This is a genomic window from Carboxylicivirga mesophila (assembly GCF_018271975.1).
GTDB classification, from domain to species: Bacteria; Bacteroidota; Bacteroidia; order Bacteroidales; family Marinilabiliaceae; genus Carboxylicivirga; species Carboxylicivirga mesophila.
The window spans coordinates 102705-127835 of the sequence record NZ_JAGUCN010000016.1 but is presented as its reverse complement, the minus strand read 5'-3'; the positions used below and the strand labels follow the sequence as shown (position 1 = coordinate 127835).

Below are 25131 nucleotides of genomic sequence, written 5' to 3'. Positions count from 1 at the left end.
CAACCGACAACTATCAATAAAAGCTCCAAAACTTAATTTATATCTGTATCTGCACGGTTTTATTTCTTCCTGTAAGGCGAAATAAGGATGCGCAATGACTGATCGCGAGAGAAATAGCTTTGTGCCCAGTTGACGAATATAAAGAAGCGATTTTTCACGCCTACAATGGCCATGAGGTGCACAAACAACCAGAGCATCCAGGCAAATACCCCGGAGAAACGAAACCCTGGTAAATCAGCCACTGCCATATTTCGACCAATGGTGGCCAAACTACCTTTATCAGTGTACCTGAAAGGTTTCCATTCTTTTTGGCTGGTGAGGTTACGGGCCAAATTAGCCGCCTGCTGAATGGCGACCTGTGCTACCTGCGGATGACCGTTGGGATACCGTTCATCGTCCTGTAGCAAACAAGCATCACCAATAGCAAAAATAGTATTAAAGCCCTGCAAACGATTATACCGGTCAACAGCTATGCGGTTACCTCTCACATACAACTCCCCGTTAATACCTTCCGTAATGCGACCACTGACACCAGCGGTCCAAATCAGATTTCGCGTATACAACTCTTTGCCATCCGACAGGCTTATTTTATCACCATTATAATCATCAATGCGGGTATCCAAATGCACTTCAACACCTAAGCGCTTTAAAAACTCCAGTGCCTTCTTCCCTGCCCTGTCCGACATGCCATTTAACAAACGGGGTCCGGCTTCAAACAGCATAATCTTCATTTGACTGAAATCTAGTTCCGGATAATCCTTGGGTAACACATAGCGGCGCATTTCGGCAATAGAACCAGCCAGCTCCACGCCGGTTGGCCCTCCTCCTACAATCACAATTGACAACAGCTTGGCATGTTCATTTGTATCTTCAGTCAAGTTGGCCTGCTCAAAAGACGATAAGATGCGATTTCGCAAATTGATGGCTTCGGCAGTACTCTTCATGGGCAAGCTGTATTTCTCCAGGTTAACCGACCCAAAATAGTTGGTGTTAACGCCATTAGCCAAAACCAGATAATCGTAGTGCAACACACCAGCTTTGGTTTGTATTTGCTGTTCGTCTGTATTAACCGACAACAACTCTGTGGTGCGGAAATGTAGATTACTATGCGACTGGAAGATCTTCCTTACCGGAAACGAAATAGAACTGGGTTCGATGCCCGATGCTGCTACCTGGTAAAATAAAGGTTGAAACTGGTGGAAGTTTTGTTTATCGATGACCACCACCTGATAAGGTGAGCCACTTAGCTTTCTGGCTAGTTTTAAGCCGCCAAATCCGGCGCCGATGATAACCACCCGCTTCTTATTATTACGGGGCAGATTGAAGTTGTTCTCCATGGTGTATTTTGCTTTTCCATGAAAACAGTAGTACTGAAAGAAAGTTTAACGAATTGAAGAAATTATTCGTTAATTTATCTTAAAGGGGATAATTATGCTTCGGCCTTTAACTTTCGTGGGGATGTATCTTAATTCTAAAGGTGAAATACTTTTGACAAACGTAACTGTAACCTACCACAATAATTGTTGTCAAAATTTTTGATAAAGTAGGGTATAAACCAGCCACTTCAACAAATAGCTTCAATAAAATGTAGTTTAAAAGAATGCTGCCAACAACGGTTAGTCCGTAGCGAAACAGTTGCACCCTTCCTCGCAAGTTAGATTCAGTGAAAGTGATATACTTGGACAATAAAAACCCAGTGGTAAAAGTAATTGGAAATACAAATAGAAAAGCTGCAATGTGCGGACTGATAGCCACAATGCCTGTATGCACAATATGCTTATCGAGGATGTAGTTATAAGTAATAAAGTAAAGCAATATATCAAACACTGTATTGACACCGCCACAAGCAGCATAGTTAAAGGTTTGCCGTGGCAGATAATTGCTAAACGGCTTATAAAACCAATCGAGAAGAGATAAAATTGTTTTACTCAGGAATGTCATCTTTCAACAAATATGCAGCAAAACTAGCATAATTATGAAAGTAAGAGAATTTTCAAACTAATTACTTTAAGTCCACGTGGGACACTCATCACTATAAGACTGCCACCACAATCCAGGTAAGTACAGCGGCCACCAAAATAAACAATAACACATCTTTCAACTTTTCCATAAAAGACAGCATCATCATACGATCTTTGGCATTATCCACAAAACGTGGCTCTATTGGTTCCTTTTGCTTAGCCATTTAACAACTATTTGGGTTAGGTTCTTATTCTAAAATGTACTTGCTCATTAAGAGGTACACCTCATTTACGTTGGTCTTTTTACTAAACTCTTTAACAATGGGTTCACTTGAACCTGAAAGCCATATTTTAAGCTCTGCATCCAAATCAAACAGGCCTGTACTTTCTTTACTAAAGCGAACAATGGAACGATAAGGTATGCTCTGGTAATCTACTTTTTTGCCGGTCACCCCTTGCTTATCCACCAGGATGAGTCGCTTATTAGTAAACACCCACATATCCCTGAGTACTTTATAGGCTTTTTCCAGCATCTCCCCTTCAACCAGAATGGGATGAAATTCCTCCTTAAGTTTCTCGATTGATACTTCACCGGCATGTCCTAATATCCCATTTAAAAGTCCCATAGTTAAGTAGCTGGTTATCTGATTTTAAAATTAACAGATATGGACAATAGTTAGCTCAATGTTCTATTTGAGTTGACGAAGGGGTTAATTTCTGTGATTAACAAGCACGAAATGATGACTAATGAGATTTGAATAAGACCCTGTGATAAGCTCCCAGGGTCTTATTTCCAATGTATTATATTTATTCTCCGGCTTTAACCACCTCAACCCACTGACCGGGCTGACGAGCTGAAACTGCATTATTGTACATGGCCTCACAGCTGGTGGCCGGCAGATAATAGCGACCGGTATAGCTGGCATTGAGTAACAATACAAATTGTTTGTGCTTACCGCGGTTCAGATCGAAATACGAGTACACCCTATCATCACGGTAATCACGATAATCGGGTTGGCTCAGTTCGTGCGCCGATTTAATGTCTTCTAATCGGGTATTGCGTATCTCCCAGCCTGAAGGGAAAATCTGCGTCAATGCCAGGTTCTCAATATCGCCAAAGTTACCCGGATTTTTAACGGTTACGATGGCCATAAAGTCGGTGCCTTGCGCCAGCTGAGATACATCCAGGGCCTGACCATTCATTGTTTTATACTCTACATTCAGTTGCAGGTTAGACGCTTTCACCGTTTTATCGCCCTCAGCCGGGATGCCCTCCATGATGACACGCGCATACAAAAGCCCATCGGATAAGTTATCGAGGTTGACGGTTCCCGTGCTCTTTTCAACATCCAATTCAACCTGGTACAATGGCAACTGAGAGTTCACTTTCGTACCCTTGCCATTGGCATTCCATTCAAACTTAAATTCCTTACTAACGCCCGAATCACCCACAAACTTAGATACTGCCAACAAGCAATAAGCAGTGGTTTGCGTGCTCATCCATTGCTGAGATGATAAAGACTTCGACAGCCCTTGTAGTAGTTCAGCAGCTTCTTTCCTTTTTCCCATCAGTACCAAGGTTTCCATAATCATGGCCATATCGCGTTCTTCCGAGCCGTAGGTGTAGCTGTTATCGCGCTGATTAATCACACTCATCGATGTGGCATCAATCAACTCCTGCGCTACTTGCTGATGGCCAGCCAGTGCATAAGCAGCGGCCAGCCGCCAGGTCGTTTGGGTCGATAAGCCCGACTGATTACGCATACGGTTCATGGCGCTTAATTCGGGCTCGCCAGCCAATGCTAATGTGTACAGGCGATAGGCCTGCGCCAAATCTCGGCCTCTGTATGTACTGTTACGTCGCCATTGACGGGCCTTTTTCTTTTGGTACTGAATCCATTTATTTTTAAATCCAACCGGCAGACTAAAGCCTTTCTTTTCGGCTTCGAGCATAAAATGACCGGCATAGGTCGTTCCCCAATCCGATGACTCGTAGGAACCTGGCCAGTAGCTTAAGCCACCATCGTTTCTGATAAAGCCAGCCAGCTTATTAATGGCTGCCTTCACATTGGTGCTTGTCTTTTCGGCGGTTACTTCCCCATTCTGAATGACATCGGCCAAATACAATTGTGGGAACGCGGCCGAAGTGGTCTGCTCCACACATCCATGCGGATAGCGCAACAGGTACTTTAATCGACGTCCAAAATCGAGCGGCGGTAGTGCCGATACTTCCAGGGTCGCCTTATTGGTGCCGGCCATGCCAGGCAGTTGGTATGGAATGGCTATGCTCTTACCTTTTTCTGCAATAGCACTCTGAATCGTGGTCAATGGCGGATTCGGGTTACGCACCTCAATCTCAATCTCATCCACTGCTGTTTCGCCGCCAGATGTGGCTATTACTTTTACTTTACCAACACCCATCTGCGGATTCACTTTCAGGCTGAACGTAGCTACCTGCTCGCCTATTTGAGCAAAGGTCAGCGCTTGTTCATTGCTCCCCTCAACAGTCAGCTTTTCATTGGTTTCCACCTTCACTTTTACGTTCTTCACCCCTTCTTTCATGGCAAAAACGGTGACCGGTAGTTCAACGGTTTCATCAGGTCCTAACACCCTTGGCAAAGTAGCCAGCACCATTAACGGATTACGAACGGGCGTGGTTGTTTCCGCTTCGCCATAGGCTGTGCCCGAAGAAGCCACCACCATGGTGCGCACCGAACCAACATAGCGTGGCATGGTGAAGGTATGCGTCTCGGTATCGCCTTTCCCCAATTCATATGGGCCGAAGAACTTCACCATCGGCTTAAAGCGATTGGCTTTCTGACTACCTTTCTTGCCGGCCAGCTCACCATCACCACCAATACTGAAAATCTGTTCAATCTTACCGCCGTAAGCGCCAATCACCTCATCAAACAGATCCCACGTTTTAACCCCCAAGGCCTCGCGGGCATAGAAATGGTTCCATGGAACAGGTGTTTTAAAACGTGTTAAGTCCAATAAACCATCCTCCACAATGGCCAGCGTGTAAGTCATTGGCCGGCCATCGCGCTCACTCACTTTAATTTTCACCTCTTTCTCCGGACGAAGCTCATCAGGCATTTTAATCTCCGGATAAATGTGTGATTGAGGATCTTCGGCCATCAGAGGAATAACCCCATACATGCGTATCGGAAGGTTGTTCACCGTTTGCGCATGCGGCTGCAAGAGCGTCAGGTGCACATATGCATTGGGCGTCATTTCGGGTGTTACTTCGAAGCTGAACTTGTTCTCCCCCTTTACAGGATCGACCCACCAGCTCTTCAGCACTTTATTGCCATTTTCAATGCTGACCAGCGCACGTCCTTGTCCGGATGCCGGGAAGCTGATGGTGGCCTGCTCGCCAACCTGGTACTTCTCTTTATCGGCATTAAAAGCCAGCATACTGGCAGAACTTGGATCACTGCCGCGGCTGTTGCCGGCCAATCCCGGCCAATCGACATACACCGTTTGGCCGGTAGCATGACCATTGGTATTATCCACCACTCGAATCAGGTAGCGTCCCCACTCGGGATAGTTAACCCTAAACCCAAACTGGCCTTCTCCATTAGTAGTATTCACTTTACCACTGGCTACCAGGTTCTGATGGCGCGTGCCCACATAGTTGGCCAAATCGTCGGATGATGACTCCCACCACCAGCGCCAGCTTACTTTATATACATAGTAAGAAAGGTTTCGAACGGTCATGGGCTCGCCTTTAGGTGATAGGGTCACCACATTGACAGTATGCGTCGTATCGGTTAACAGCATGCCACGCTTATCCCCTTTGGGTGCTTTTACCCCAACAAAAATTGGGTAAGGCGCATAAGGTACCGAGAAGCGATCGATACTAAAATCGCCACCTTCTTCGAACACGCGTGTCATAAACGAGGCCTTTAACATACCCGGAGCAGCTTCTTTCACATCAATGGCCGCATCAACAATGGCCTTTCCATTTTCATCCAGGCGGCCTTCAAACACGGTGTTTTCTTCCGAATCGAAACGCCGCGAGGGATCATCGAAATGGTAATCGCCATATTTCTTAAAGCTGGTTCTGCTTTGGTTGAGCGTCACCTTTACATCGGCTTTCAGGTTGCGGGCAATGGCACCATGCAGCCATTTGGCCTCAAGCGTGCTATGAGCCGCCTCACCAGGCAACAATAGATCGGTATTAAAATCAAGACTAATCTTCAGACGGTTGGGTTTAATGGTTTCTACCCGCATGCCTTTTTCAAAGGTACTGCCGCCCACTTTGATGCGTGCCCGCCACATACCGGTAGGCGCATCGTGGCTGGTTTGCGTTTTAAACACATAGATGTTGTTATCATTCAGCCCCTGCACCTGCCGATTAATGGTCTGCCCATGCGGATTGACCCACTCAAACACGATGGGGTGTTCTTTGGGTAACTGCTCCCCTTTGTTCTCCAGCATAAACGACACAAACAAGGTATCGCCCGGACGCCATACGCCACGCTCACCATAAATAAACCCTTTCATGCCTTTTTGCACGACCTGTCCGCTTACATCGAAACGGCTTAATGATAACGAACTACCGTCATCCAGTCGTAAATAGCCTCGCTGCTTGTCGTTTTTAGCTATCAGCAAGAAGGGCTTTTGTGATACCGGAATACGCGCCATTCCTTGCGCATCGGTGCGGGTGCTACCCACCACCTGCATCTGGTAGTTCATAATCTCTACCTCCACACTGGCCAAAGGCTGCGTCGTGCGTAAATCGGTTACGGCCACCACGACTTCCTTATCCGTGCCCTGCTTGGCAATAATACCAATATCGGATGCTAAAATATTACGGCTGATGACTTTATTGCGGAAATACATGGGCGAGCAAGGATTATCGCGCTCGCGCCAATCGTAGTAATAATCATCATAACCATCCCAGTAAGAGCTATAGTACTCCGTTGGTTGATCCCAGTAGGCCATGTCTGATTCGGTGATGCCTCCTTCCTCTTCAGTTGCCTCGGTTGCTTCCGCATCTCCGCAAGGATAAACGCTATCCTGCTTTCTGATTTTCAACTCCACACGGTAGATAGCACCCTGCTCAGGTGTTATCAGGTCGGCCAGGTTTAACGAAAAGGTGTTCCACTGCGTCAGGTCGAGAGAACGGTCGTTATCGAGGCGGATAGTCTGCTTGTATATCAGTCGGCCGGCACGACGCAGCTGGTACTGCCCGTCCATGCGATTAACCTGCAGGAAGTTGGCCACATTGTTTTCAAATATCTTGATGATACGCACCTGCACCGATTTAACACTAACCGCTTTAAAGGGAAACGTTAAGCCACTGGAACTCGGCAGAATAGTGCCTTTACCAATCAGCTGCACTTCGGGTTTGGGCGTTTCAAACACCATGTCGTAGCTTTCTTCGGCCTGATGGGCATAGCCAAGTATGTTTTTAATACCTTCGGAAATAGTGACCTTATGTGAACCGGTGAGACGGTAGGATGGATACACCTTTACGCGATTGCGCTCAATCACATAGCGCAATTTAGAGGCCTCGCTAATATCGATAAGTCCCTTAATGTTCTGGCGTTCATCGAGCGGATCGGAGAACACGACCAGCACATGCTGATCGGGCTGCATCACCACACGCACATCGGTGACTTTAAAATCGGTGAGCGAAGGCACTTCCACTTCACTCCTATCTGACTTATCAACACCAATGGCCTTACCATTGTACTCCATTAATAGCATACTGCTCTGATCGCTACGCTGTACGCCCCTAACAGCAAACGCATGCTGCTTTTCACTGCTTTGGTGCTCCCACTCTATCTCTAAAGCACGACCATCCTGCGACGCTTTCAACAAGGCTTCAAGGGCATCGTTCTCCACATGGTCGGCCGTGGTGATGCGCCCACGATAAGTATTCACCTTGAGGTCATCGGCCGCATCGGGCTCCAGGCCCAGTGGCTGCACCCTGAAGTTTTGCTCTATGGTTGAGAAACTAAACTTAAACGACTCCTTCTCATCGGCAAACAGCTCCGGCAGCTTAACTTCTACTTCGAATTGTGCCCCCGATGGCATGCGTTCTTCGGGCCGAAACTGAAGCGTATGCGCATCAAGCCACACCAGCTGACCTTTGATGGATGGCCGCATGGATAGTATTCCCTTGTCGGCCTTTTGCCCAGGTTCAACAGCCGGCAGCTTTTCTGCAAACTGTATTTGAATACTGGCTTCATTGGAGATGATGCCGGAAGTAAATGCACTGACTTTCTTATTAAAAGTCACTTCCTCAGTCGTTTTGTCGGGCTTGCTCTGGCAAGCATTCATCATTACTATACCCACTATAACAGCGGCATAGAGCAATACGCGTTTAACCATAGTTTCTAGGTAAAAATATTTTGTTTAAAGGTAATAAAGAGAAGATACTCTAAATACAAAAGCCCAAAGTTTTTTATGGAGTCAACAATAATAAACCAGCAAAACTCGTGTATCTTTGTCATGGATGGATACCCAATTAAACCATGAAGCATTTTGTTTCCATTCGCAGAATTTGAATTCTCATTAGATGCATTGCCTTATGGAAAACAACACTATTTCATCCACTATCTGTCAGCACTGTGGCGTTTGCTGCCGCAATTTCCCATTTGTTGAACTGAACGATGCCGAAATGACGGCCCTGGAAAACTTCACACACCTTCACCGTAAGGACTTCACCGAGCCCATGGGTCACTCCTATGCCGACGGGCACTTTTTAAAGCATAAAGCCAATGGCGACTGCATCTTCCTAAACGTCAACAATGGTAGTTTCTCGTGTGGCGTGTACGAAGCACGGGCCGGCATCTGCCGCAATTACCCGGTTAATGAGCACCATTGGAAGTGGTGTAATGAGAATAGGATTTAATAACTTATCTCTTCAGAAGATCAGCCAGAGGAATCAAATCAAACTCGCCTTTATCCGGATGGGCCGTCTTGATGTATTCCTTGTTCATCATAAACAGGCGGCTGTTGAAGGTATCCTGCGCATAGCAATTATCCTCGTTAAAGTAATCTTCATCCACCTGTGTGAAATTGAGTTCGCAGTGCGATAATTCCCATTGATCGCCGGCTTCGTTCATATATAACAACGGGTAGCCATGGGTACGGCAGATTATTGGACGGGCAGTATAAATGCTACACTGGTGGTCTTTTAAGAAAAGGCACTTGTCTTCCTCACCGAAAGAATCAGGTGATAACGATTGATTTAAAACTTCCGGATAATTCTCTTCAACCTGCTGTTTGATATAGTCAAACTCGATGGGAAATACATCAAAATTCAGGCAGCATTTATCGCAGCCCTTTTTGCAAGCCATATTGTTATGATGTTCATCCCATAGCTTAATAGTTGCTGCATCAATTTCCTCTCTAAGTGCTTTATAATTATCCAATGTTGCCATATCATCAATCATTTTCCGCAAAGGTAGTTTTTATGATTCGTATCTTACTAATCAAAGTGTCAATAAAGAAACGAAGCCCCAAGGCATGGCAGGGAGACTTTGCACCAAGCGCATTTTTCCTGTATCTTGCCCGATTATTAATCATTTTTCGATGAGTGCACCTACAGAAGACCTTCAATCCATTGTTTCCAAATATATTAACACCACCAATCGCAGTGTATTTCTGACGGGCAAAGCAGGTACCGGTAAAACTACCCTGCTGCATCGCATTAAGGCTCATACACATAAAAATGTGGTGGTAGCCGCCCCCACTGGCATTGCCGCCATCAACGCAGGTGGTGTCACATTGCATTCGTTGTTTCAACTGCCATTTGGTGCTTTTATACCCGATAATAGTGGCATTGACACCACACGCATGGAAACACTGGCGCACTTTAACACCCCGCGATCAATCATCAAAAACCTGCAGATGCACAAGGTTAAGCGCAACCTTATTAAACAAATGGAGCTGCTGGTGATTGACGAAGTGAGTATGTTACGAGCCGACCTGCTGGATGCCATCGACCTGATTTGCCGCTACGTACGCCGCAGTCAGAACAAGCCCTTTGGCGGTCTCCAGGTATTGTTTATTGGTGATATGTTACAGTTACCACCTGTCACCAAACACGAAGAATGGAGCTACCTGAGTCGCTACTATAAAAGCCCCTACTTTTTTGACGCCCAGGTGTTGCAACACCATCATCCTGTTCACATCGAACTGCAAAAAGTCTATCGCCAGTCGGATCAGACCTTTGTTCAGCTATTGAATCACTTCAGAGATGACCAGGTGACACAGGCCGATATTGAGCTATTGAACCGCTACCATCAGCCCAGTTTTAACCAACACAACAACGATGGCTACATTCAGCTAACTACCCACAATGCCATTGCCGATGCTAAAAACAAAGCATGTCTGGATGAATTAAATGGCCAGACCTTCTCCTTTCAGTCGGAAATAAAAGGGGATTTCAAGGAGCATCAATACCCTTTGCAGCCTACCGTGCAGTTTAAAAAGGGTGCCCAGGTGATGTTCATCAAAAATGATTTCTCGGGGCAGCAACGGTATTTCAACGGTAAAATAGGCACCATATCGCACATCAGCCGCGATGAAATTGAAGTCAGCTTTACGGACGGAAGCGATGCCGTAACCGTGGAACCCTATACCTGGGAAAACAAGAAATACAGCCTCAACAAAGACACCAATGAAGTGGAAGAAAAAGTGGTGGGTGAATTTAAGCAATACCCTTTAAAGCTGGCCTGGGCCATTACGGTTCACAAAAGTCAGGGCCTCACTTTTGAAAAAGCTATTATTGACGTAGGTAAAGCCTTCGCGGCCGGGCAAATTTATGTGGCTCTCTCGCGCTTAACATCCCTCGATGGATTGGTTTTGCTATCGCCCATACCACAGCAGGGCATCAGTGCCGATGAGTCACTTCGTCATTTTGTTGATCGAAAGATGGATGCCGATGAGCTAACGCCTATTCTAAAGGAAGAATCGCAGAATTACTTTAATCAGTTTGTGTTGCAGGCCTTTGATTTTAATGACCTGATAGTGGCCTTGCACCAGCACGTTCAATCGTATAGTAAAGATGAAAGACGCTCTAAAAAGCAGCAATATAAAGACTGGGCCGCAAGCCTGATAGAATCAGCAGAACCCCTGCAACAGGTGGCCAATAGCTTTCGGGCACAGGTTAGTCGCATTATCAACAGCTCCAACGACGATTACCTCTCCCTTTTGAGCGAACGGGTAGATAAAGCCATCGGCTACTTTCAACCAGCCATTAAAACATCACACTCGAAAATCATAGAACACATCGAAGAACTGAAAGGGATTAAGGGTGTGAAGAAATACACAAATGAGCTACAGGAGTTGGCTGCTTTATACTTTGGACTGGTTCAAAAGATGCTTAAGGCTAAAACACTACTGGCTTCAGCACACAGTGGAGAAGATGTTAATAAGGAAGATATTGACCAGCCCAATCTTAAGCAGCAGTCAGACAAAAAACCATCAGCACCCAGCAAACAAAAAGCCGTAAAAACGCCCAAAGTAGCCACTCACCTGGTTACCTGCGCCCTCTACAAACAGGGGCATGATGTAGCTTCCATTGCCAAAGAACGAGGCCTTGTTAAAACAACCATTGAATCGCATCTGGCCAAATGCATCCAGGAAAACATTCTTTCGCTCAATGATTTCGTCGATTTTGAAGCCCGGGAAGTGATTGCTAAAGGGATAAAGGCATGCGACGGCAACGCCCTTTCAGAAATCAAAGAACACCTGAAGCATAAGTACTCCTATCCGCAAATTAAATATGTACAGGCCTGGTTACAGTCTGACGGGGTTTTGTAGCATCAGCCAATTAGCTGATTATAGAAAAATAAAACTCCACCTCTGCAAATCAGGAATCTATGAATGGAAAGTTTATGCCAGAGGTGAAGTTTTTATTGGTTAAGGAACATTTAAAAAATAATCAGCAATGTTATTATTATCAACAATACCAATTGGTAAAGTAATACAACATATGGAAAATCAGATGATTTAAATAGGCTAGTCAGTTTACTTGGGATAGATTTGCTCATAAAAATTAGGGTTAAGATTACGCCGAATTCGAGCAAATATTATGCCACAACAATCTTAATATCAATAATTCTACGAAACTTAATTCCTCTATCAGACCGTTACTTATCCTCTATCCGGCGATGGATAGAAGTTATATGAATATTATACCATACCACGCCTGGCAGTATAAGTAATAGCCGAAAGCTGTTTCCTTATAGCGAACAGCAACCAATAAGAACTACACAAATAGTTTTTCAAGCTTTCCAGTATGCGAAGCTATGTTAAAAGCTTCAAAATCAAACTCTGGGGTTTTCTTATCCAGAAAATCCTGCTTTAGTCTAAGTAGAGTATGCTTCATATTCTCAACATTGTAATTTGAAACATACTGCCCCTTTTCTTCCAAAAGCTGGTAAAGTTCCCCGTTATTTGAAACATGCAGGATTGGCATTTTCATGGCCATATAATCAAATACCTTGGTGGCAAACACATTGGAGCGCTTCATCTCCAGAATGGATAACCCACCATCATACTGACTGAGAACCGTTGCCACTTCGCTACTCTTAATCAAAGGTTTAAAGAAACAGGTATCAGGATCGGGATTGCGGTAACCGGCAGATGCCACCCCATAAATATCAATCCTAAACGATTCCCTAAAGAATGGATCATTCAGCTCACGAATGGCCTTATATATCAAATCTAATCCTTCTGGCTGTCCCCCCAACAGCGATCCAAAATAGACCAGTTTTAGTTGCTTGTCATTTCGTCCAGCCTGCTGCCAATCTACTTTATAATCGTCAGCATCATACCCATTATGAATGGTGATATACTTTGATGCACACGTTTTGTAAATGGATGAAAAATTATGCCTGATGGTATTGGTTGTTACAATAATCTTATCCGCCATCAACATGGTTTGGAGTTCCATCTGAACCGATTTCTCCTTCCGCTTAAACGATTTAATAGCTGTGCCATAAGCATACTGCGGTTCATCGTTCCATTTATCCCTGAAATCAACAATAAAGTTAATCTCCGGATTCTCGACCTTAATAATGCTGGTCATATACGCCACCGAACATGGCGCGGCTGTTACCACCACATTTCTAATCCCATTTTTCCTGATTAGGTTCCGCACATAAGGAATCAGCTCTTTCTCCCAACCTTGCGCATTATCCATCCAATTACTGGTGTTTCGGTAATAAAGATTCACCAGTTCGAACCACTTTTTTGCTATAAACCCACGCTTACGATGACGCAATAACCAGTTAGGATAAGCACTCTTCAGGCGATGCACCACAATATTTGGATGGTCCACATCGTGGCTCCAGTTAACCGTGTCTTTGTATTTATAATCGATGGTAATAACATGTACCAAATAGCCTTTATTGGCCAGGTATTTGGCAAACTTACTCCATCGTCGGGTACCAACACCTCCCAAAGGCGGGAAGTTGCGGGAGATAACAATTATTTCCTTCTGTTGATTAGTCACTATGCAGGTTTTGTTATTTTGTAGTTGCCGGTTTGATAAGGTTCTGTTCTTTCGCAATAGACAGCATATACACTTGGATAGAAATAGCGCAATAAGGGCCTGATGCCAAGAGGCACTCGTGGAGCCGACTTCCATTTCTCATCGTAAATAATCTTCCACCCGGTTTTATCCAGCACCATATGCAGTTGCTCTATCACAAATTCATGAAAATGACCATATGCCACGTGTCCGCCATCCTTAATTGGAACATGCATGTAGGGTTTACTAAACCATAATTGCAGAGGCACGGTTAGTATGAGTTTATCGGTTGGTATTTTATTCAGGAAGTTCATCGGATCAAACAGATGCTCCAACACTTCAAAGGCTGTGGTCACTTCCTTCTGTTCATATGCTTTGAGCTCATCATTCAGCATATCAAAATCAATTCCTTCATGGGTGCTTTCCACCTTAAAGTCTTTGCTAAGCAGGTATTCCGACATACGGTTTCTGGCGCCTATATCTAATATTTCACAACTGGCATTCCCCAGTGTTTTATGTAAGAATTGTTCGGTTAGTCTGAACCTGTCCTCAATCCGGTGAATCATCATAGTTTCTTTCTGAATAAGGTTAAAATCCAATAGGGCGATTTTGGTGCAATCACTCTATTGAGTCCATTGCAAACCTTCGAAATCAGGTTTCCTTTTTTAAGCGGAAAGCTGTCGTTGTTGCAGTGAGGGCACATGGTATAATTGGGTGGATTAAAGTATCGGTTGCCGTAATTCTGGCGGATGTGCATCAGCGCCGGATGATAACCTCGATGGAGATTACCTCCCAAATCATGATGGACCAGTTCATACTCATCACCAAACAGTTGTTTCAATCTATGAATATCAAAAGTTTGATAATGCCCGTTAGTATTGAATACGTGGCCACAAGAAGGGCATTTCGCTTCGCAGATTTTTAAAAACTCCTTATGTGGCACCGTGATGAGCAGATATTTTGCAGCCAAACGCTTAAATTCCTTAACAGTGCCCGTCAATTGTTCATTGGTCAAGTGCTCCAGCAGTTGGCTCGAAAACACCATATCGGCACTCTCCGATTCCAAAGGAATATTGTCTGAACTACTCTGTACTGTTGGACAATTCACCTGCTTCAGTGCTGCCTCTGACAAGTCGACACCTTTCACCTGGTAACTTTCATTCAGAACATTGGTGATGATGCCATTGCCACAGCCTACATCCAATATACTTTTTACATCCGGCGGAATGTTACGAAGCACCCATGGAATCTTCTTATCTGCAATAGTACCGGTACTATCGTAATCGTTCCATAATTGGTCTTTCGAAAAATGTATATTGGAATTTAAACTCATCAATTTTTGATTTACAAGGGTGCAATATAAGGATTAAACAATTTCCTTGAACTTAACCCTTTTAAATAATCCCGTAACTTTTAAAGCCAAGCCCCACACAGCCAGCGTAATTACTGTTCGGATGATAATATTAATGCCGCCATTAACAAACTTCTGTTCAACAAATTGGCCAACTGGCAGGTAAAGAGCTCCAGCAATAACCAGTGATGAAATAAGTACTACCAACGCACTATCGGCAAACAACACCCTGAAATGAAAACGCTTATGAAGCACAAAAAGGAATAAAATAACCAACAGCACCTTTGAGGCAAGCGTTGCCGAAGCTGCACCCGTAATGCCCCAGATTGGTATAAACAACGCATTGAGTACAACCACTGCGATACCTGCAATTAGATTAAAATAGGTGATTAACTTATAATGCTTTGATAACTGTATAACCTGAATGCCTATGCCCAAAAAGCACGTTACCAAAAACGAGAGCGAGATGTAAAAGACAACCATCTTTCCTTCGAGGTACGATGGTGGTAACAATGCCAGAAAAATATCAATATTAATCCAGATGGGAATAAATATCAGCAGCCCAACAATGACCTGCGACAGCACCGATAGCCGGAAAAACTTCTCAAGAGATTTATAATCGCCATCGTTTAACGCCTGTGCAATAATAGGTGTCGAAATCTTGCCCATGGCCAAACGCGGAATTCGCACCACGGTACCGATAAAGTTGGTGATGGAATAAATACCTGTTTCTTTTAGGCCCAGGTAGTATGTAATCATAAGTTTATCGATGTAGATAGCCAATGAATTACTCAAGCCATTTAAAATAAAGAAAATACCAATACTCGCCATTGTTTTTAGGTGTGGCAGATACTTGGTTTTCGATGGCCAACATAATGATATTTCACGCTTTCTGAAAAGATGTACGGTTATGGCGACAACAGGTATAGCAAAGTTGGCAACATACAACCACATAAAAAGTCGGAAATCAATCAGCTCAAAATAAAATAGTACAATCAAAGCCGTATTGACCAGACGCATCACCAATTCTTTGTAGAATGAGCCGATGGTAGCATTAAGCGTTGAAGATGCAAACGTATCCACCAGCAAAAACGCGAGGGTGAAAAAGGTAAGCGGAAACAGCATCACGCTGTATTCCCTCAATGTCTGAGCATCGGCCGATTTACCAGCTAACAAATGATCACCAAACAACAAAAATAAGCTATAGAACACTGCAAAACCAAGCATGGAATAAATCCACACAAACGAAAAGAAATCCTTTTGCACGCTGGCTTTATCGTGAAAACGCGGAAAGAAATAGCTAATGATGCCGTTACCGCCCAAACAGCTGATTTGTGCTAAAATGGCGGAGACGGAAACCAGGATGTTAACCAATCCAATCTGGGCTTCAGAAAATAACAGCGGCAGTAAAATCGCTACATTAACGCCTCCAATAATTACCCCCAGATAGGCGTAAAACGATCCTTTAATTGTTTGTTTAATGACTATGCCCAAAGCCTGATTTACTATGATTTCATAACAAAGAAACGTAATTTCTCTTAATGGTTAATTGATTTTGCATATTTTTGGAATCAGGTCAATCAAATCTATCATCAAACCAAAACAGCAATGGAACTTGCTCCCGTCATTCTTTTTTGTTTCAACCGTCCCAAACACACCACTGCAACCATTGAAGCCCTGAAAGCTTGTCGCCTGGCATCAGAGACTAACTTATACGTTTTTAGCGATGGCCCCAGAAACGAAGAAGAAGCCTGCCTGGTAAATGAGGTGCGTTCGGTACTACAAGGGGTGAAAGGTTTTAAATCAGTCACTATCTCTCAGCGGAAATTTAACATGGGGCTGGCCAGTTCCATCATCTCGGGTGTAACGGAGGTTATTCAGAAGCATGGTAAAGTCATCGTTTTGGAAGATGATCTGGTTTGCGCCGATAGTTTTCTGGAGAACCAAAACAAAATGCTGGACTATTTCGAGGACCATCAACAAATATTCTCAACCAGTGCCTATAGTCCGCCCATTAAATACCCGGCACACTTTGCAGACGATCTGTATCTGTTTCCCCGAACCAGTTCCTATGGCTGGGGCACCTGGCGCGATCGCTGGGAAAGTGTAGACTGGTCGATGGAAGGTTTTAACGAGTTTATCCAATCCAAACCACAACGCAAGCATTTTAACAAAGGTGGCATAGATTTAACACCCATGCTTCTGCATCAGAAAGTGGGCAAAATCGACTCATGGTCTATCAGGTTTTCCTACGCGGCCTCTTTACAGAACAGTTTATGCGTTTATCCGAAAGAATCGATGTTGCAACACATCGGCACTGACGGCTCAGGAACACATTCTACCTCCTCTTCCTATTACGGGCATACCAGCAATAACAAAGTCATTCACATTGAGCATTTTCCTAAAGAGCATGAAGCAATCGCCAAACGCGTGAGGAAATTTTGGGCCAACTCGCTCATCCGCCAGCTGATTAATTTTTACAAACGGATGGCATACATCTCACTACTTAAACTATAAGCTCTTTGAGGTGACTGGCCTATTAATTTTTGTTAATTCAAAGATTAATTGCCATCTTTTCTCACTCATCCAAAGGCATTTTATATTTTTGCACTAATTCAAGCAAATGGCAAATACAAATCACATAACAAGCGGACGTAAGCTGCGAAGTTCGTATATCACAACAACCATTAGTATAGCCTTGGTTCTATTTCTGCTGGGCATCATTGGTTTGTTGCTGCTCAACGCCCAGCGCCTGTCTACATACGTAAAAGAAAACATTGGCTTTACAGTACTCATTAAAGACAATGCCCGTGAGGCTGAAGTCAAACGTCTGGAGAAATTACTTAGCACCTCCCCTTTTATCAAACAAACACAATACATTGATAAAGATCGTGCAGCTGATGAGTTAAAAAACGAGCTGGGTGAGGATTTTGTGGAGTTTTTAGGTTACAACCCACTTCTATCCTCTATTGACGTTAAGCTTTTTGCCGAATATGCCAACCCCGACAGCCTGGTGAAAGTGGAAGAGGTAATTATGGAGTTTCCGCAAGTGAAGGAAGTCATCTACCAGAAAAACCTTATCCACCTGGTACATCAGAATGTGCGACGCATTGCACTGATTCTTTCAGGTTTTGCCCTGATGCTTTTATTAATAGCCGTTGCTCTTATCAACAACACCATCCGACTATCAGTCTATTCCAAACGTTTTATTATAAGGACGATGCAACTGGTTGGCGCTACTAAGAGTTTTATCAGGCGACCTATCCTCTGGGGAAGTGTATTGCACGGGTTTGTTGGTGCTGTACTGGCCATATCTCTATTAGCCATACTCATCTATTTTAGCAGTCAGGAATTGGCCGGTGTCATTGGCTTCAATAACATGGATCTTATCCTCGTTCTATTTGGAATAGTTATTGCATTGGGCATTTTCATAACACTTATTTCAACATTTTTTGCCGTTAACAAGTATTTAAATTTACGTACCGATGATTTGTATTTTTAGCATTCCAGAGGTCAAAGACATTTTATATTAAACACATTAGCATGTCACAAAAAGAACAGGATAAGAAATTTCAATTTGCCTTGGCAAAAGAAAATTACATACTACTGGCCATTGGTTTTGGCATTATCATTTTAGGTTTTGTATTAATGATTGGAGGCAGAAGTGAAGATCCAACCGTTTTTAATGAAGAAATCTTCAGCTTCAGACGCATCACACTGGCACCAATTGTTGTGCTATTTGGTTTTCTGTTTGAGATCTATGCCATCATGAAAAAACCTAAAACCGACAACTAATATTACTGATTGATTTATGGGAATTTTTGAAGCTTTAATCCTTGGAATCATCCAAGGGCTTACTGAGTTTTTGCCGGTAAGCAGCAGCGGCCACCTCGAAATAGCCAAGGCCATATTTGGAGCCAATGCCGTAGCCAAAGAGAGTATGTTTATGACAGTTATGCTGCATGGCGCCACTGCCATCAGTACCATTGTTGTTTTTCGAAAAGAAATTGCAGAGATTTTGAAGGGATTGTTCCAGTTTAAGTGGAATGAACAAACGATTTTCTCACTCAAGATTATTGTATCAATGATTCCGGCAGCTTTTGTTGGAGTTGCTTTTAACGATCAAATTGAAGCCCTTTTTGAAAGCCAGATCCTTTTAGTGGGTATGATGTTATTGGTTACCTCTGCCCTTTTATTTTTGGCCGATAAAGCCAAAACAACCGAAAAGGGCGTTTCTTATATGCACGCTATCATTATCGGTATTGCTCAAGCCATTGCTATTCTGCCAGGTATATCACGCTCAGGAGCCACCATCTCCACTTCGGTTATTCTGGGTATTGACCGTACCAGGGCTACCCGCTTTTCATTCTTGATGGTGGTGCCATTAATTTTGGGCAAAATGGCTAAAGATTTGCTTTCAAGTGACTTTACCACGTCCGATGTATCAGTTATCCCCGTCATAGTTGGTTTTATAGCGGCATTTATAACTGGACTGTTAGCTTGCACATGGATGATTAAGTTGGTGAGAAACAGCAAACTTAGTTACTTCTCTATCTACTGTGCCATAGTTGGCCTAATTGCCATTGTGCACCAATTATTCTTTTAATAATATTTTTAGCTGATTACAATGCATATCGAATATAGTGAAGAGCGATTTCGTGAAGGACAGGTTTTATTAATCAATAAACCTTTAGAATGGACATCATTTGACATTGTTAATAAAATCAGACTCTCATTAAAGCGTTACCTGGGCATCAAGAAAATAAAAGTAGGCCATGCCGGCACGCTTGATCCCCTGGCAACAGGATTAGTGATTGTTTGTACCGGTAAAGCCACTAAACAAATTGACCAGTTTCTCGGCATGGATAAGCAATACACTGCCGACGTGCGCCTTGGAGCAACAACCCCTTCTTTCGATTTGGAGATGGAGCCCGACAAGCATTATCCTTACGAGCATATTACAGATGAGATGGTGCATGAAACCATCGCCAGGTTTACTGGTGAGATTGAGCAAATCCCGCCCATGTTCTCGGCGTTGAAGGTAAACGGACAAAAAGCCTATGAGCTGGCCCGTAAAGGTAAAGAAATAGAGCTGAAAGCCCGAAAAATTAATATTAGTGAACTAAACATACTGAGCTGGAGTAATCCGGATTTAAAGCTGGACGTCTCGTGCAGCAAGGGCACCTACATACGCTCCTTAGCCAGAGATATTGGTTTTGATTTAAATTCCGGCGCTCACCTGACCGGCCTCATCCGAACGCGTATTGGCCCTTATCAACTTGTTGATTCTATCACAATTGAGGATTTTGAAAAAAATCTTGCTACTTTTGCAACAAAATGAAAAATGCCTCGTATAAGGTAGGCCTGATTGGCATTAATTTTCTACTATTGCATTACAAAGAACAAACAATAATTAATTATCATCTTGCGTAAGCGTGAGGTGATTTTCTTTGTGTTTATTTATTAGCGTACAGCAAATTAGTAAAACGAACATATATGAAGTTATCAAAGTTTAAGTATAAACTACCGGAAGAGCTAATTGCACTGCATCCTGCAGAAAACCGTGATGAATCACGTTTAATGGTGCTTAACACCCAAACCAAAGAGGTTGAGCATCGCATTTTTAAAGATGTTATTGACTATTTCGACGATCAGGACGTAATGGTTTTTAATAACACCAAAGTGTTTCCGGCCAGATTATATGGTAACAAAGAAAAAACCGGCGCTGAAATCGAGGTATTCCTGTTACGCGAACTTAACCGTGAGCAACGCTTATGGGATGTACTGGTAGATCCGGCCCGTAAAATTCGAATTGGTAACAAACTGTATTTTGGCGATGATGATAATCTGGTAGCCGAAGTAATTGATAATACTACATCTCGCGGTCGTACCCTGCGTTTCCTATACGACGGTTCATACGAAGAATTCAAAGAAACACTCTATGGTATGGGTGAAACACCACTGCCAAAGATTATTAATCGCGAAGTAGTTCCTGAGGACAAAGAGCGCTATCAGACCATTTATGCCAAGCACGAAGGAGCTGTAGCTGCACCAACAGCAGGTATGCACTTTAGCCGCGAGCTGATGAAGCGACTTGAAATCAAAGGCATCGACTTCTCTGAAATTACATTACATGTTGGCTTAGGTAACTTCCGCCAGGTGGATGTTGAGGATCTGACCAAGCACAAAATGGACTCAGAGCAAATTTTCATTACCGAAAAAGCTACAGAAATAATCAACCAGGGTAAAGACCGTAAAAAGCGTGTTTGCGCCGTTGGAACAACGGTTATGCGCACACTGGAAAGCTCTGTATCAACTTATGGACATGTGAAGCCATTTGAGGGCTGGACCAATAAATTTATCTTCCCGCCTTACGAATTTCAGGTGGCCAATGCCATGATAACCAATCTTCACCTGCCTCTCTCCACTTTACTAATGATGGTGGCAGCATTTGGTGGTTATGATTTTGTAATGGATGCCTACAACATTGCTGTGAAAGAGAAGTACCGCTTCGGAACCTATGGTGATGCCATGTTAATCATCTAATTAACTCATATATTACTAATAAAGCCGGTTGCAATACCGGCTTTTTGTTTTTATAGCCTTTCATTCGTAACTTGTGATATGCACATTTAAAAACTCGTTACAATGGTACGCATTTTTGTTCCGGTCAATTTCTCAGACTATTCGCTCAACGCCGTTGACTACGCTATTAATCTGGGGCAAAAAATTCCTTCGGTCATCAGTCTGGTCAGCTGCCAACCGCCTCTAAATGATTCGTCTGAAACACCAACAAAAATAAGCGAACAGGCCCTTCAGGAATTAGGCGCAAAAGTATCATCGCAATTTAATGAGGAACAAAAAAACAACATTACAATTACAACAAGGCTGGAGGCCGGATACCCTGAAGATGTACTTATAAACATCAGCACAAAAGAAGAACCTGATGCTATAATAATGGGCACCTGCAGCAAGGGCGATACCATTAAGGAGCTACTGGGCAGTGTTACCAGCGATGTCATTAAAAATGCTAAAGTGCCTGTTTTGGCTGTTCCTTCTACCTCAACGGTTGATATCAACCGCTTGAGTAACATTTTATTTGTTAGTGACTTTGGCGACAGCGATTACCGCTCGTTACATAAACTCATCAGATTAATTACACCATTTCAAACACAAATATTCGCCGTACACTTTAAGGCATCAGCTCCCGACAAATGGGATAAGAAACGACTTGAAGAGATGCGCTTATACTGCTACCAAACCTATCGAAATTACCAAATCAATTTTAGCTTTATTACTGGTGAAGATTTTATCAAAGAACTGGATGAGTTTATCAACTCAAATGCCATCGATTTAATAGCTATGACGAGGCACAAAAGAAATATGATATCAAAATTATTACACCCAAGTATCACACGTAAAATACTGTTTCACACCGATGTTCCATTATTGGTATTTCACGAATAAGGCAGACACCTGTCATTAACAAATGGATATTCTATATAAAAACTGTAATTTAAGAGCTTGCAAGCAAATATTTGGATACTAACTGGCTGGTCTTTAAAGACGGCAGAAAACATCATTTAAACTATGGGAACAGGTAAAAAAAGGATTGGCATATTAACTGCTGGTGGCGACTGCCCTGGTATTAATGCTGCCATTAGAGGTGTTGGCAAAACCGCCATTGTTAAATATGGCATGGAAGTAGTCGGAATTGCCAATGGATTTAGTGGCCTCATGAACATGGAAGCAACTCCAATGGAAGAAAAAGCCCTATCGGGAATAATTACTGTTGGCGGAACCATCTTGGGCACATCGCGCTTTAAACCCTTCAAGGTTGAGGAAGGCGAATCGGAAAACAAACCTCAAATAATTAAAGAAAACTACGATAAACTTGGACTTGACGCGTTGGTATGCATCGGAGGCAATGGCACCCAAAAAACGGCTAATTTACTTGCCCAGGAGGGGCTTAATATCGTTGGTATACCCAAAACCATCGACAACGATGTGTACGGTACGGATGTAACATTTGGCTTTGACTCGGCAGTTAATATCGCTACAGAAGCCATCGACCGCCTGCACACCACTGCCAACTCACACAAGCGTGTAATGGTGATAGAGCTTATGGGACATAATGCTGGATGGATTGCTCTCCATTCGGGCATTGCAGCGGGTGGTGATGTGATTCTTTTACCGGAACTTGAGTTTGATCTGGATAATGTGTGCAATTGCCTTATGGAGCGAAGTAACGTTGGAAAACCCTATTCCATTGTAGCCGTTGCCGAAGGCATTGACAAGCCTAAAAAGAAATCGGCTGCCAGCTATATTGGTAAAAAAATACAGAAAATGACCGGCCTGGAAACCCGTGAAACCATTTTAGGATACATCCAGCGCGGAGGCACCCCTAGTCCGCAAGACCGCATTTTGGCCACTCGGTATGGTGCGCATGCCGCTGAGTTAATCCACCATGGTCAATATGGCACCATGGTTTCTTTAAAGAACGATGTCATCACATCTGTGCCGCTGGAAGAAGTGGGCGGCAAGCTGAGACTGGTGAATCCCGATCACTACCTCATTGATCAAGGCAAGAGCATGGGGGTTTGTTTTGGTTAAGTAAACAAGAGATATTTCTTCATAGAGGTGACTGATATAATAACTCAGCTCACCTCTTTTTTATGGACATTTTTATCACAGAAAAGCCCGTAACTGTTTAATTTAGCGCTATAATTATAGCCTAAAAACGATATTACTATCTTTGCACAAAACATTGGATTATGCAAGCAGAAGAAATCAAACAACTGAATGAGCAATTAGCCAATTCAACACCTCAAGAAATATTGACTTATTTTATCGAACGTTATGGCGAGAAGATAGGTTTAGCCTCAAGCCTGGGTGCTGAAGACCAGGTGCTCACCGAGATGGTGGTTAATATTAATCCCGCAACCAAAATTTTCACGCTGGATACTGGCCGTCTGTTTCCCGAAACATATGATTTGATTGACCGTACATCGCGCAAATACAAAAAGAACCTGGAAATTTACTTCCCTAAGAAGAAGAAAGTTCAGAAGATGGTCAACGCCAAAGGCATCAACCTGTTTTTTGAAAGCGTTGAAAACCGCAAAGAGTGCTGTTTTGTAAGAAAGATTGAACCACTTCAGCGTGCCTTTAAAGGTTTGGACGTTTGGATTTGTGGCTTAAGAGCTGAACAATCAGTTACACGTACAGACATTTCTAAGGTTGAGTGGGATGCCAATAATAATCTTTTAAAGATTAACCCACTTGCAGACTGGAGCGAAGAGCAGGTGTGGGCCTACATCAACGAAAAAGGCATACCGTACAACACCCTGCACGATAAAGATTACCCAAGCATTGGTTGTCAGCCATGTACACGGGCCATTATGGAAGGCGAAGATGTTAGAGCCGGCCGTTGGTGGTGGGAAAACCCGGACACAAAAGAATGTGGACTACACAAACGATAACAACTGTTACAACAAAAAAACCGCCCGGTACACTAGATGTATCGGGCGGTTATATTTTAATACCCGTACCGTGGCTAGAAACGCACAATAAGACCGCCTGAGAAATCCCCCTGAACAGTCAATACGCCCGTACTAATACCAACACCAGTACTTGGTCCACCTGAGCCTATACCCAGAAACAATCCGCCGCCGGAGAAGTACATCGGTAATAATAAGCGCCCCTGCAGGCGTATACCAACTCTATCGCTGAAGAAGAATTTTACACCTCCACCGAGGGCAGCAGAAAATGATACATGATCAGACACGCCATGCGTTTGCATATTAAACCAGGTTACACCAAGTGAGGCCATACCAAAAGGCACAACCGGCCCTTGCTTTAAAGCCTTAAGAGCTCCCAGCTGAAAATAGTCAATGGCCATATCGTAATTGGTACGGTCACCCGCAACAAAATCATCATACCTGGCAGTTGTTTTAGAGCGCGTATAGGAAAACTCACCCATTAATCCGGGCATTACTTCAACTGATAAAATGCCACCATAATGCGCAGCATTATCCATTTTAAATTTTGCCCTGTATAAATTAACATGGCCGTTTAATGAATAACCGGAAATTGGAGTTAATTCAAATCGTGGCCCAGCCGCTGTAGTGCGCTTTACCGGTTCCTCAACTTTATAAGTTTGCTGTACCGTACCCCTTGAACTGGTAGGATTTTGAGCAAATGCACCAGCAGGCAACAACATCACTGTAGCCAGCAACATCATTGCTTTCAGGTTAATTATTCTCATAGCTTTAAGTTTAAGTAGTTATTTGCTTGTGAATATAACAAATAACTACTGGTTT

The 25131-nt window shown here is 43.4% G+C and carries 22 protein-coding genes; 11 read left to right on the top strand and 11 right to left on the bottom strand.

From position 1 onward, the window contains the following. Positions 1 to 59: 59 nt before the first annotated feature. The 5 genes from KEM09_RS14390 to KEM09_RS14370 all read right to left on the bottom strand — a co-directional run bounded on the left by KEM09_RS14390 (position 60) and on the right by KEM09_RS14370 (position 8306). On the bottom strand, positions 60 to 1337 hold the full coding sequence (locus KEM09_RS14390) for an NAD(P)/FAD-dependent oxidoreductase (RefSeq protein ID WP_212229344.1): 1278 nt from the start codon (positions 1335 to 1337) through the stop codon (positions 60 to 62). A gap of 106 nt (positions 1338 to 1443) precedes the next feature. After that, complete coding sequence (locus KEM09_RS14385) at positions 1444 to 1941, bottom strand: GtrA family protein (protein WP_212229343.1); 498 nt, start codon at positions 1939 to 1941, stop codon at positions 1444 to 1446. A gap of 91 nt (positions 1942 to 2032) precedes the next feature. Beyond that, complete coding sequence (locus KEM09_RS14380) at positions 2033 to 2185, bottom strand: hypothetical protein (protein WP_212229342.1); 153 nt, start codon at positions 2183 to 2185, stop codon at positions 2033 to 2035. 24 nt (positions 2186 to 2209) lie between these two features. Beyond that, positions 2210 to 2587, bottom strand: a complete 378-nt coding sequence (locus KEM09_RS14375; RefSeq protein ID WP_212229340.1) for a PH domain-containing protein — start codon at positions 2585 to 2587, stop codon at positions 2210 to 2212. Between the two features lie 181 nt (positions 2588 to 2768). Next, the gene (locus KEM09_RS14370; RefSeq protein ID WP_212229338.1) at positions 2769 to 8306 is read right to left on the bottom strand and encodes an alpha-2-macroglobulin family protein; all 5538 of its coding nucleotides are present in this window, start codon (positions 8304 to 8306) and stop codon (positions 2769 to 2771) included. 199 nt (positions 8307 to 8505) lie between these two features. Between KEM09_RS14370 and KEM09_RS14365 the strand changes: the two genes are divergently transcribed. Further along, entirely contained in the window at positions 8506 to 8829 is a 324-nt protein-coding gene (locus KEM09_RS14365; RefSeq protein WP_212229336.1) for a YkgJ family cysteine cluster protein, read from the top strand. A 4-nt stretch (positions 8830 to 8833) separates the two neighbouring features. Here the strand turns inward: KEM09_RS14365 and KEM09_RS14360 are convergent, their stop codons facing one another. Further along, the gene (locus KEM09_RS14360; RefSeq protein ID WP_212229335.1) at positions 8834 to 9361 is read right to left on the bottom strand and encodes a YkgJ family cysteine cluster protein; all 528 of its coding nucleotides are present in this window, start codon (positions 9359 to 9361) and stop codon (positions 8834 to 8836) included. Between the two features lie 151 nt (positions 9362 to 9512). On the opposite strand from KEM09_RS14360, the gene KEM09_RS14355 reads away from it, so the two are divergent. Then, complete coding sequence (locus KEM09_RS14355; RefSeq protein ID WP_212229334.1) at positions 9513 to 11747, top strand: helix-turn-helix domain-containing protein; 2235 nt, start codon at positions 9513 to 9515, stop codon at positions 11745 to 11747. Between the two features lie 448 nt (positions 11748 to 12195). Here the strand turns inward: KEM09_RS14355 and KEM09_RS14350 are convergent, their stop codons facing one another. Genes KEM09_RS14350 through KEM09_RS14335 form a run of 4 tightly spaced genes read right to left on the bottom strand, consistent with a single transcriptional unit; the run spans position 12196 to position 16306 of the window. Continuing rightward, a complete protein-coding gene (locus KEM09_RS14350; RefSeq protein ID WP_212229333.1) occupies positions 12196 to 13443 on the bottom strand; it encodes a glycosyltransferase family protein in 1248 nt (415 codons plus the stop codon). Next, on the bottom strand, positions 13443 to 14030 hold the full coding sequence (locus KEM09_RS14345; protein ID WP_212229332.1) for a class I SAM-dependent methyltransferase: 588 nt from the start codon (positions 14028 to 14030) through the stop codon (positions 13443 to 13445). The genes KEM09_RS14350 and KEM09_RS14345 overlap by 1 nt, the downstream gene beginning before the upstream one ends. Next, on the bottom strand, positions 14027 to 14794 hold the full coding sequence (locus tag KEM09_RS14340; RefSeq protein WP_212229331.1) for a class I SAM-dependent methyltransferase: 768 nt from the start codon (positions 14792 to 14794) through the stop codon (positions 14027 to 14029). The genes KEM09_RS14345 and KEM09_RS14340 overlap by 4 nt, the downstream gene beginning before the upstream one ends. Before the next feature lie 33 nt (positions 14795 to 14827). Next, positions 14828 to 16306, bottom strand: coding sequence for a polysaccharide biosynthesis C-terminal domain-containing protein (locus tag KEM09_RS14335; RefSeq protein ID WP_212229330.1), 1479 nt, complete (start codon positions 16304 to 16306; stop codon positions 14828 to 14830). A 114-nt stretch (positions 16307 to 16420) separates the two neighbouring features. Here KEM09_RS14335 and KEM09_RS14330 point away from each other — a divergent pair, with 114 nt between their 5' ends. The 9 genes from KEM09_RS14330 (at position 16421) to KEM09_RS14290 (ending at position 24291) form a co-directional block, all read left to right on the top strand. Further along, on the top strand, positions 16421 to 17329 hold the full coding sequence (locus tag KEM09_RS14330) for a glycosyltransferase family protein (protein WP_212229329.1): 909 nt from the start codon (positions 16421 to 16423) through the stop codon (positions 17327 to 17329). A gap of 106 nt (positions 17330 to 17435) precedes the next feature. Beyond that, positions 17436 to 18314: a cell division protein FtsX gene (locus tag KEM09_RS14325; RefSeq protein ID WP_212229327.1), complete on the top strand. Its 879-nt coding sequence runs from the start codon at positions 17436 to 17438 to the stop codon at positions 18312 to 18314. Positions 18315 to 18355: 41 nt separating this feature from the next. Then, on the top strand, positions 18356 to 18607 hold the full coding sequence (locus KEM09_RS14320; protein WP_212191869.1) for a DUF3098 domain-containing protein: 252 nt from the start codon (positions 18356 to 18358) through the stop codon (positions 18605 to 18607). A gap of 16 nt (positions 18608 to 18623) precedes the next feature. Beyond that, positions 18624 to 19418, top strand: a complete 795-nt coding sequence (locus KEM09_RS14315; RefSeq protein ID WP_212229325.1) for an undecaprenyl-diphosphate phosphatase — start codon at positions 18624 to 18626, stop codon at positions 19416 to 19418. 21 nt (positions 19419 to 19439) lie between these two features. Further along, positions 19440 to 20153: a tRNA pseudouridine(55) synthase TruB gene (truB, locus tag KEM09_RS14310; RefSeq protein ID WP_212229323.1), complete on the top strand. Its 714-nt coding sequence runs from the start codon at positions 19440 to 19442 to the stop codon at positions 20151 to 20153. 155 nt (positions 20154 to 20308) lie between these two features. Then, on the top strand, positions 20309 to 21358 hold the full coding sequence (gene queA, locus KEM09_RS14305; RefSeq protein ID WP_212229321.1) for a tRNA preQ1(34) S-adenosylmethionine ribosyltransferase-isomerase QueA: 1050 nt from the start codon (positions 20309 to 20311) through the stop codon (positions 21356 to 21358). A gap of 102 nt (positions 21359 to 21460) precedes the next feature. Then, positions 21461 to 22279 (top strand): universal stress protein, encoded by an 819-nt coding sequence (locus KEM09_RS14300; RefSeq protein ID WP_212229319.1) that lies wholly within the window; start codon positions 21461 to 21463, stop codon positions 22277 to 22279. 123 nt (positions 22280 to 22402) lie between these two features. Beyond that, on the top strand, positions 22403 to 23425 hold the full coding sequence (locus tag KEM09_RS14295; protein ID WP_212191864.1) for an ATP-dependent 6-phosphofructokinase: 1023 nt from the start codon (positions 22403 to 22405) through the stop codon (positions 23423 to 23425). Between the two features lie 161 nt (positions 23426 to 23586). Further along, positions 23587 to 24291 carry a phosphoadenylyl-sulfate reductase gene (locus tag KEM09_RS14290; RefSeq protein WP_212229317.1) on the top strand — a complete coding sequence of 235 codons (705 nt, stop codon included), beginning with the start codon at positions 23587 to 23589 and terminating at the stop codon, positions 24289 to 24291. A 74-nt stretch (positions 24292 to 24365) separates the two neighbouring features. On the opposite strand, the gene KEM09_RS14285 is transcribed toward KEM09_RS14290, so the two are convergent. Next, complete coding sequence (locus KEM09_RS14285; RefSeq protein WP_212229315.1) at positions 24366 to 25076, bottom strand: hypothetical protein; 711 nt, start codon at positions 25074 to 25076, stop codon at positions 24366 to 24368. Positions 25077 to 25131 lie beyond the last annotated feature (55 nt).

Coding starts and splice junctions, on each gene's coding strand:
- KEM09_RS14390 (WP_212229344.1), bottom strand. CDS start 1,337: ATGGAGAACAACTTCAATCTGCCCCGTAATAATAAGAAGCGGGTGGTT.
- KEM09_RS14385 (WP_212229343.1), bottom strand. CDS start 1,941: ATGACATTCCTGAGTAAAACAATTTTATCTCTTCTCGATTGGTTTTAT.
- KEM09_RS14380 (WP_212229342.1), bottom strand. CDS start 2,185: ATGGCTAAGCAAAAGGAACCAATAGAGCCACGTTTTGTGGATAATGCC.
- KEM09_RS14375 (WP_212229340.1), bottom strand. CDS start 2,587: ATGGGACTTTTAAATGGGATATTAGGACATGCCGGTGAAGTATCAATC.
- KEM09_RS14370 (WP_212229338.1), bottom strand. CDS start 8,306: ATGGTTAAACGCGTATTGCTCTATGCCGCTGTTATAGTGGGTATAGTA.
- KEM09_RS14365 (WP_212229336.1), top strand. CDS start 8,506: ATGGAAAACAACACTATTTCATCCACTATCTGTCAGCACTGTGGCGTT.
- KEM09_RS14360 (WP_212229335.1), bottom strand. CDS start 9,361: ATGGCAACATTGGATAATTATAAAGCACTTAGAGAGGAAATTGATGCA.
- KEM09_RS14355 (WP_212229334.1), top strand. CDS start 9,513: ATGAGTGCACCTACAGAAGACCTTCAATCCATTGTTTCCAAATATATT.
- KEM09_RS14345 (WP_212229332.1), bottom strand. CDS start 14,030: ATGATGATTCACCGGATTGAGGACAGGTTCAGACTAACCGAACAATTC.
- KEM09_RS14340 (WP_212229331.1), bottom strand. CDS start 14,794: ATGAGTTTAAATTCCAATATACATTTTTCGAAAGACCAATTATGGAAC.
- KEM09_RS14330 (WP_212229329.1), top strand. CDS start 16,421: ATGGAACTTGCTCCCGTCATTCTTTTTTGTTTCAACCGTCCCAAACAC.
- KEM09_RS14325 (WP_212229327.1), top strand. CDS start 17,436: ATGGCAAATACAAATCACATAACAAGCGGACGTAAGCTGCGAAGTTCG.
- KEM09_RS14320 (WP_212191869.1), top strand. CDS start 18,356: ATGTCACAAAAAGAACAGGATAAGAAATTTCAATTTGCCTTGGCAAAA.
- KEM09_RS14315 (WP_212229325.1), top strand. CDS start 18,624: ATGGGAATTTTTGAAGCTTTAATCCTTGGAATCATCCAAGGGCTTACT.
- truB (WP_212229323.1), top strand. CDS start 19,440: ATGCATATCGAATATAGTGAAGAGCGATTTCGTGAAGGACAGGTTTTA.
- queA (WP_212229321.1), top strand. CDS start 20,309: ATGAAGTTATCAAAGTTTAAGTATAAACTACCGGAAGAGCTAATTGCA.
- KEM09_RS14300 (WP_212229319.1), top strand. CDS start 21,461: ATGGTACGCATTTTTGTTCCGGTCAATTTCTCAGACTATTCGCTCAAC.
- KEM09_RS14295 (WP_212191864.1), top strand. CDS start 22,403: ATGGGAACAGGTAAAAAAAGGATTGGCATATTAACTGCTGGTGGCGAC.
- KEM09_RS14290 (WP_212229317.1), top strand. CDS start 23,587: ATGCAAGCAGAAGAAATCAAACAACTGAATGAGCAATTAGCCAATTCA.
- KEM09_RS14285 (WP_212229315.1), bottom strand. CDS start 25,076: ATGAGAATAATTAACCTGAAAGCAATGATGTTGCTGGCTACAGTGATG.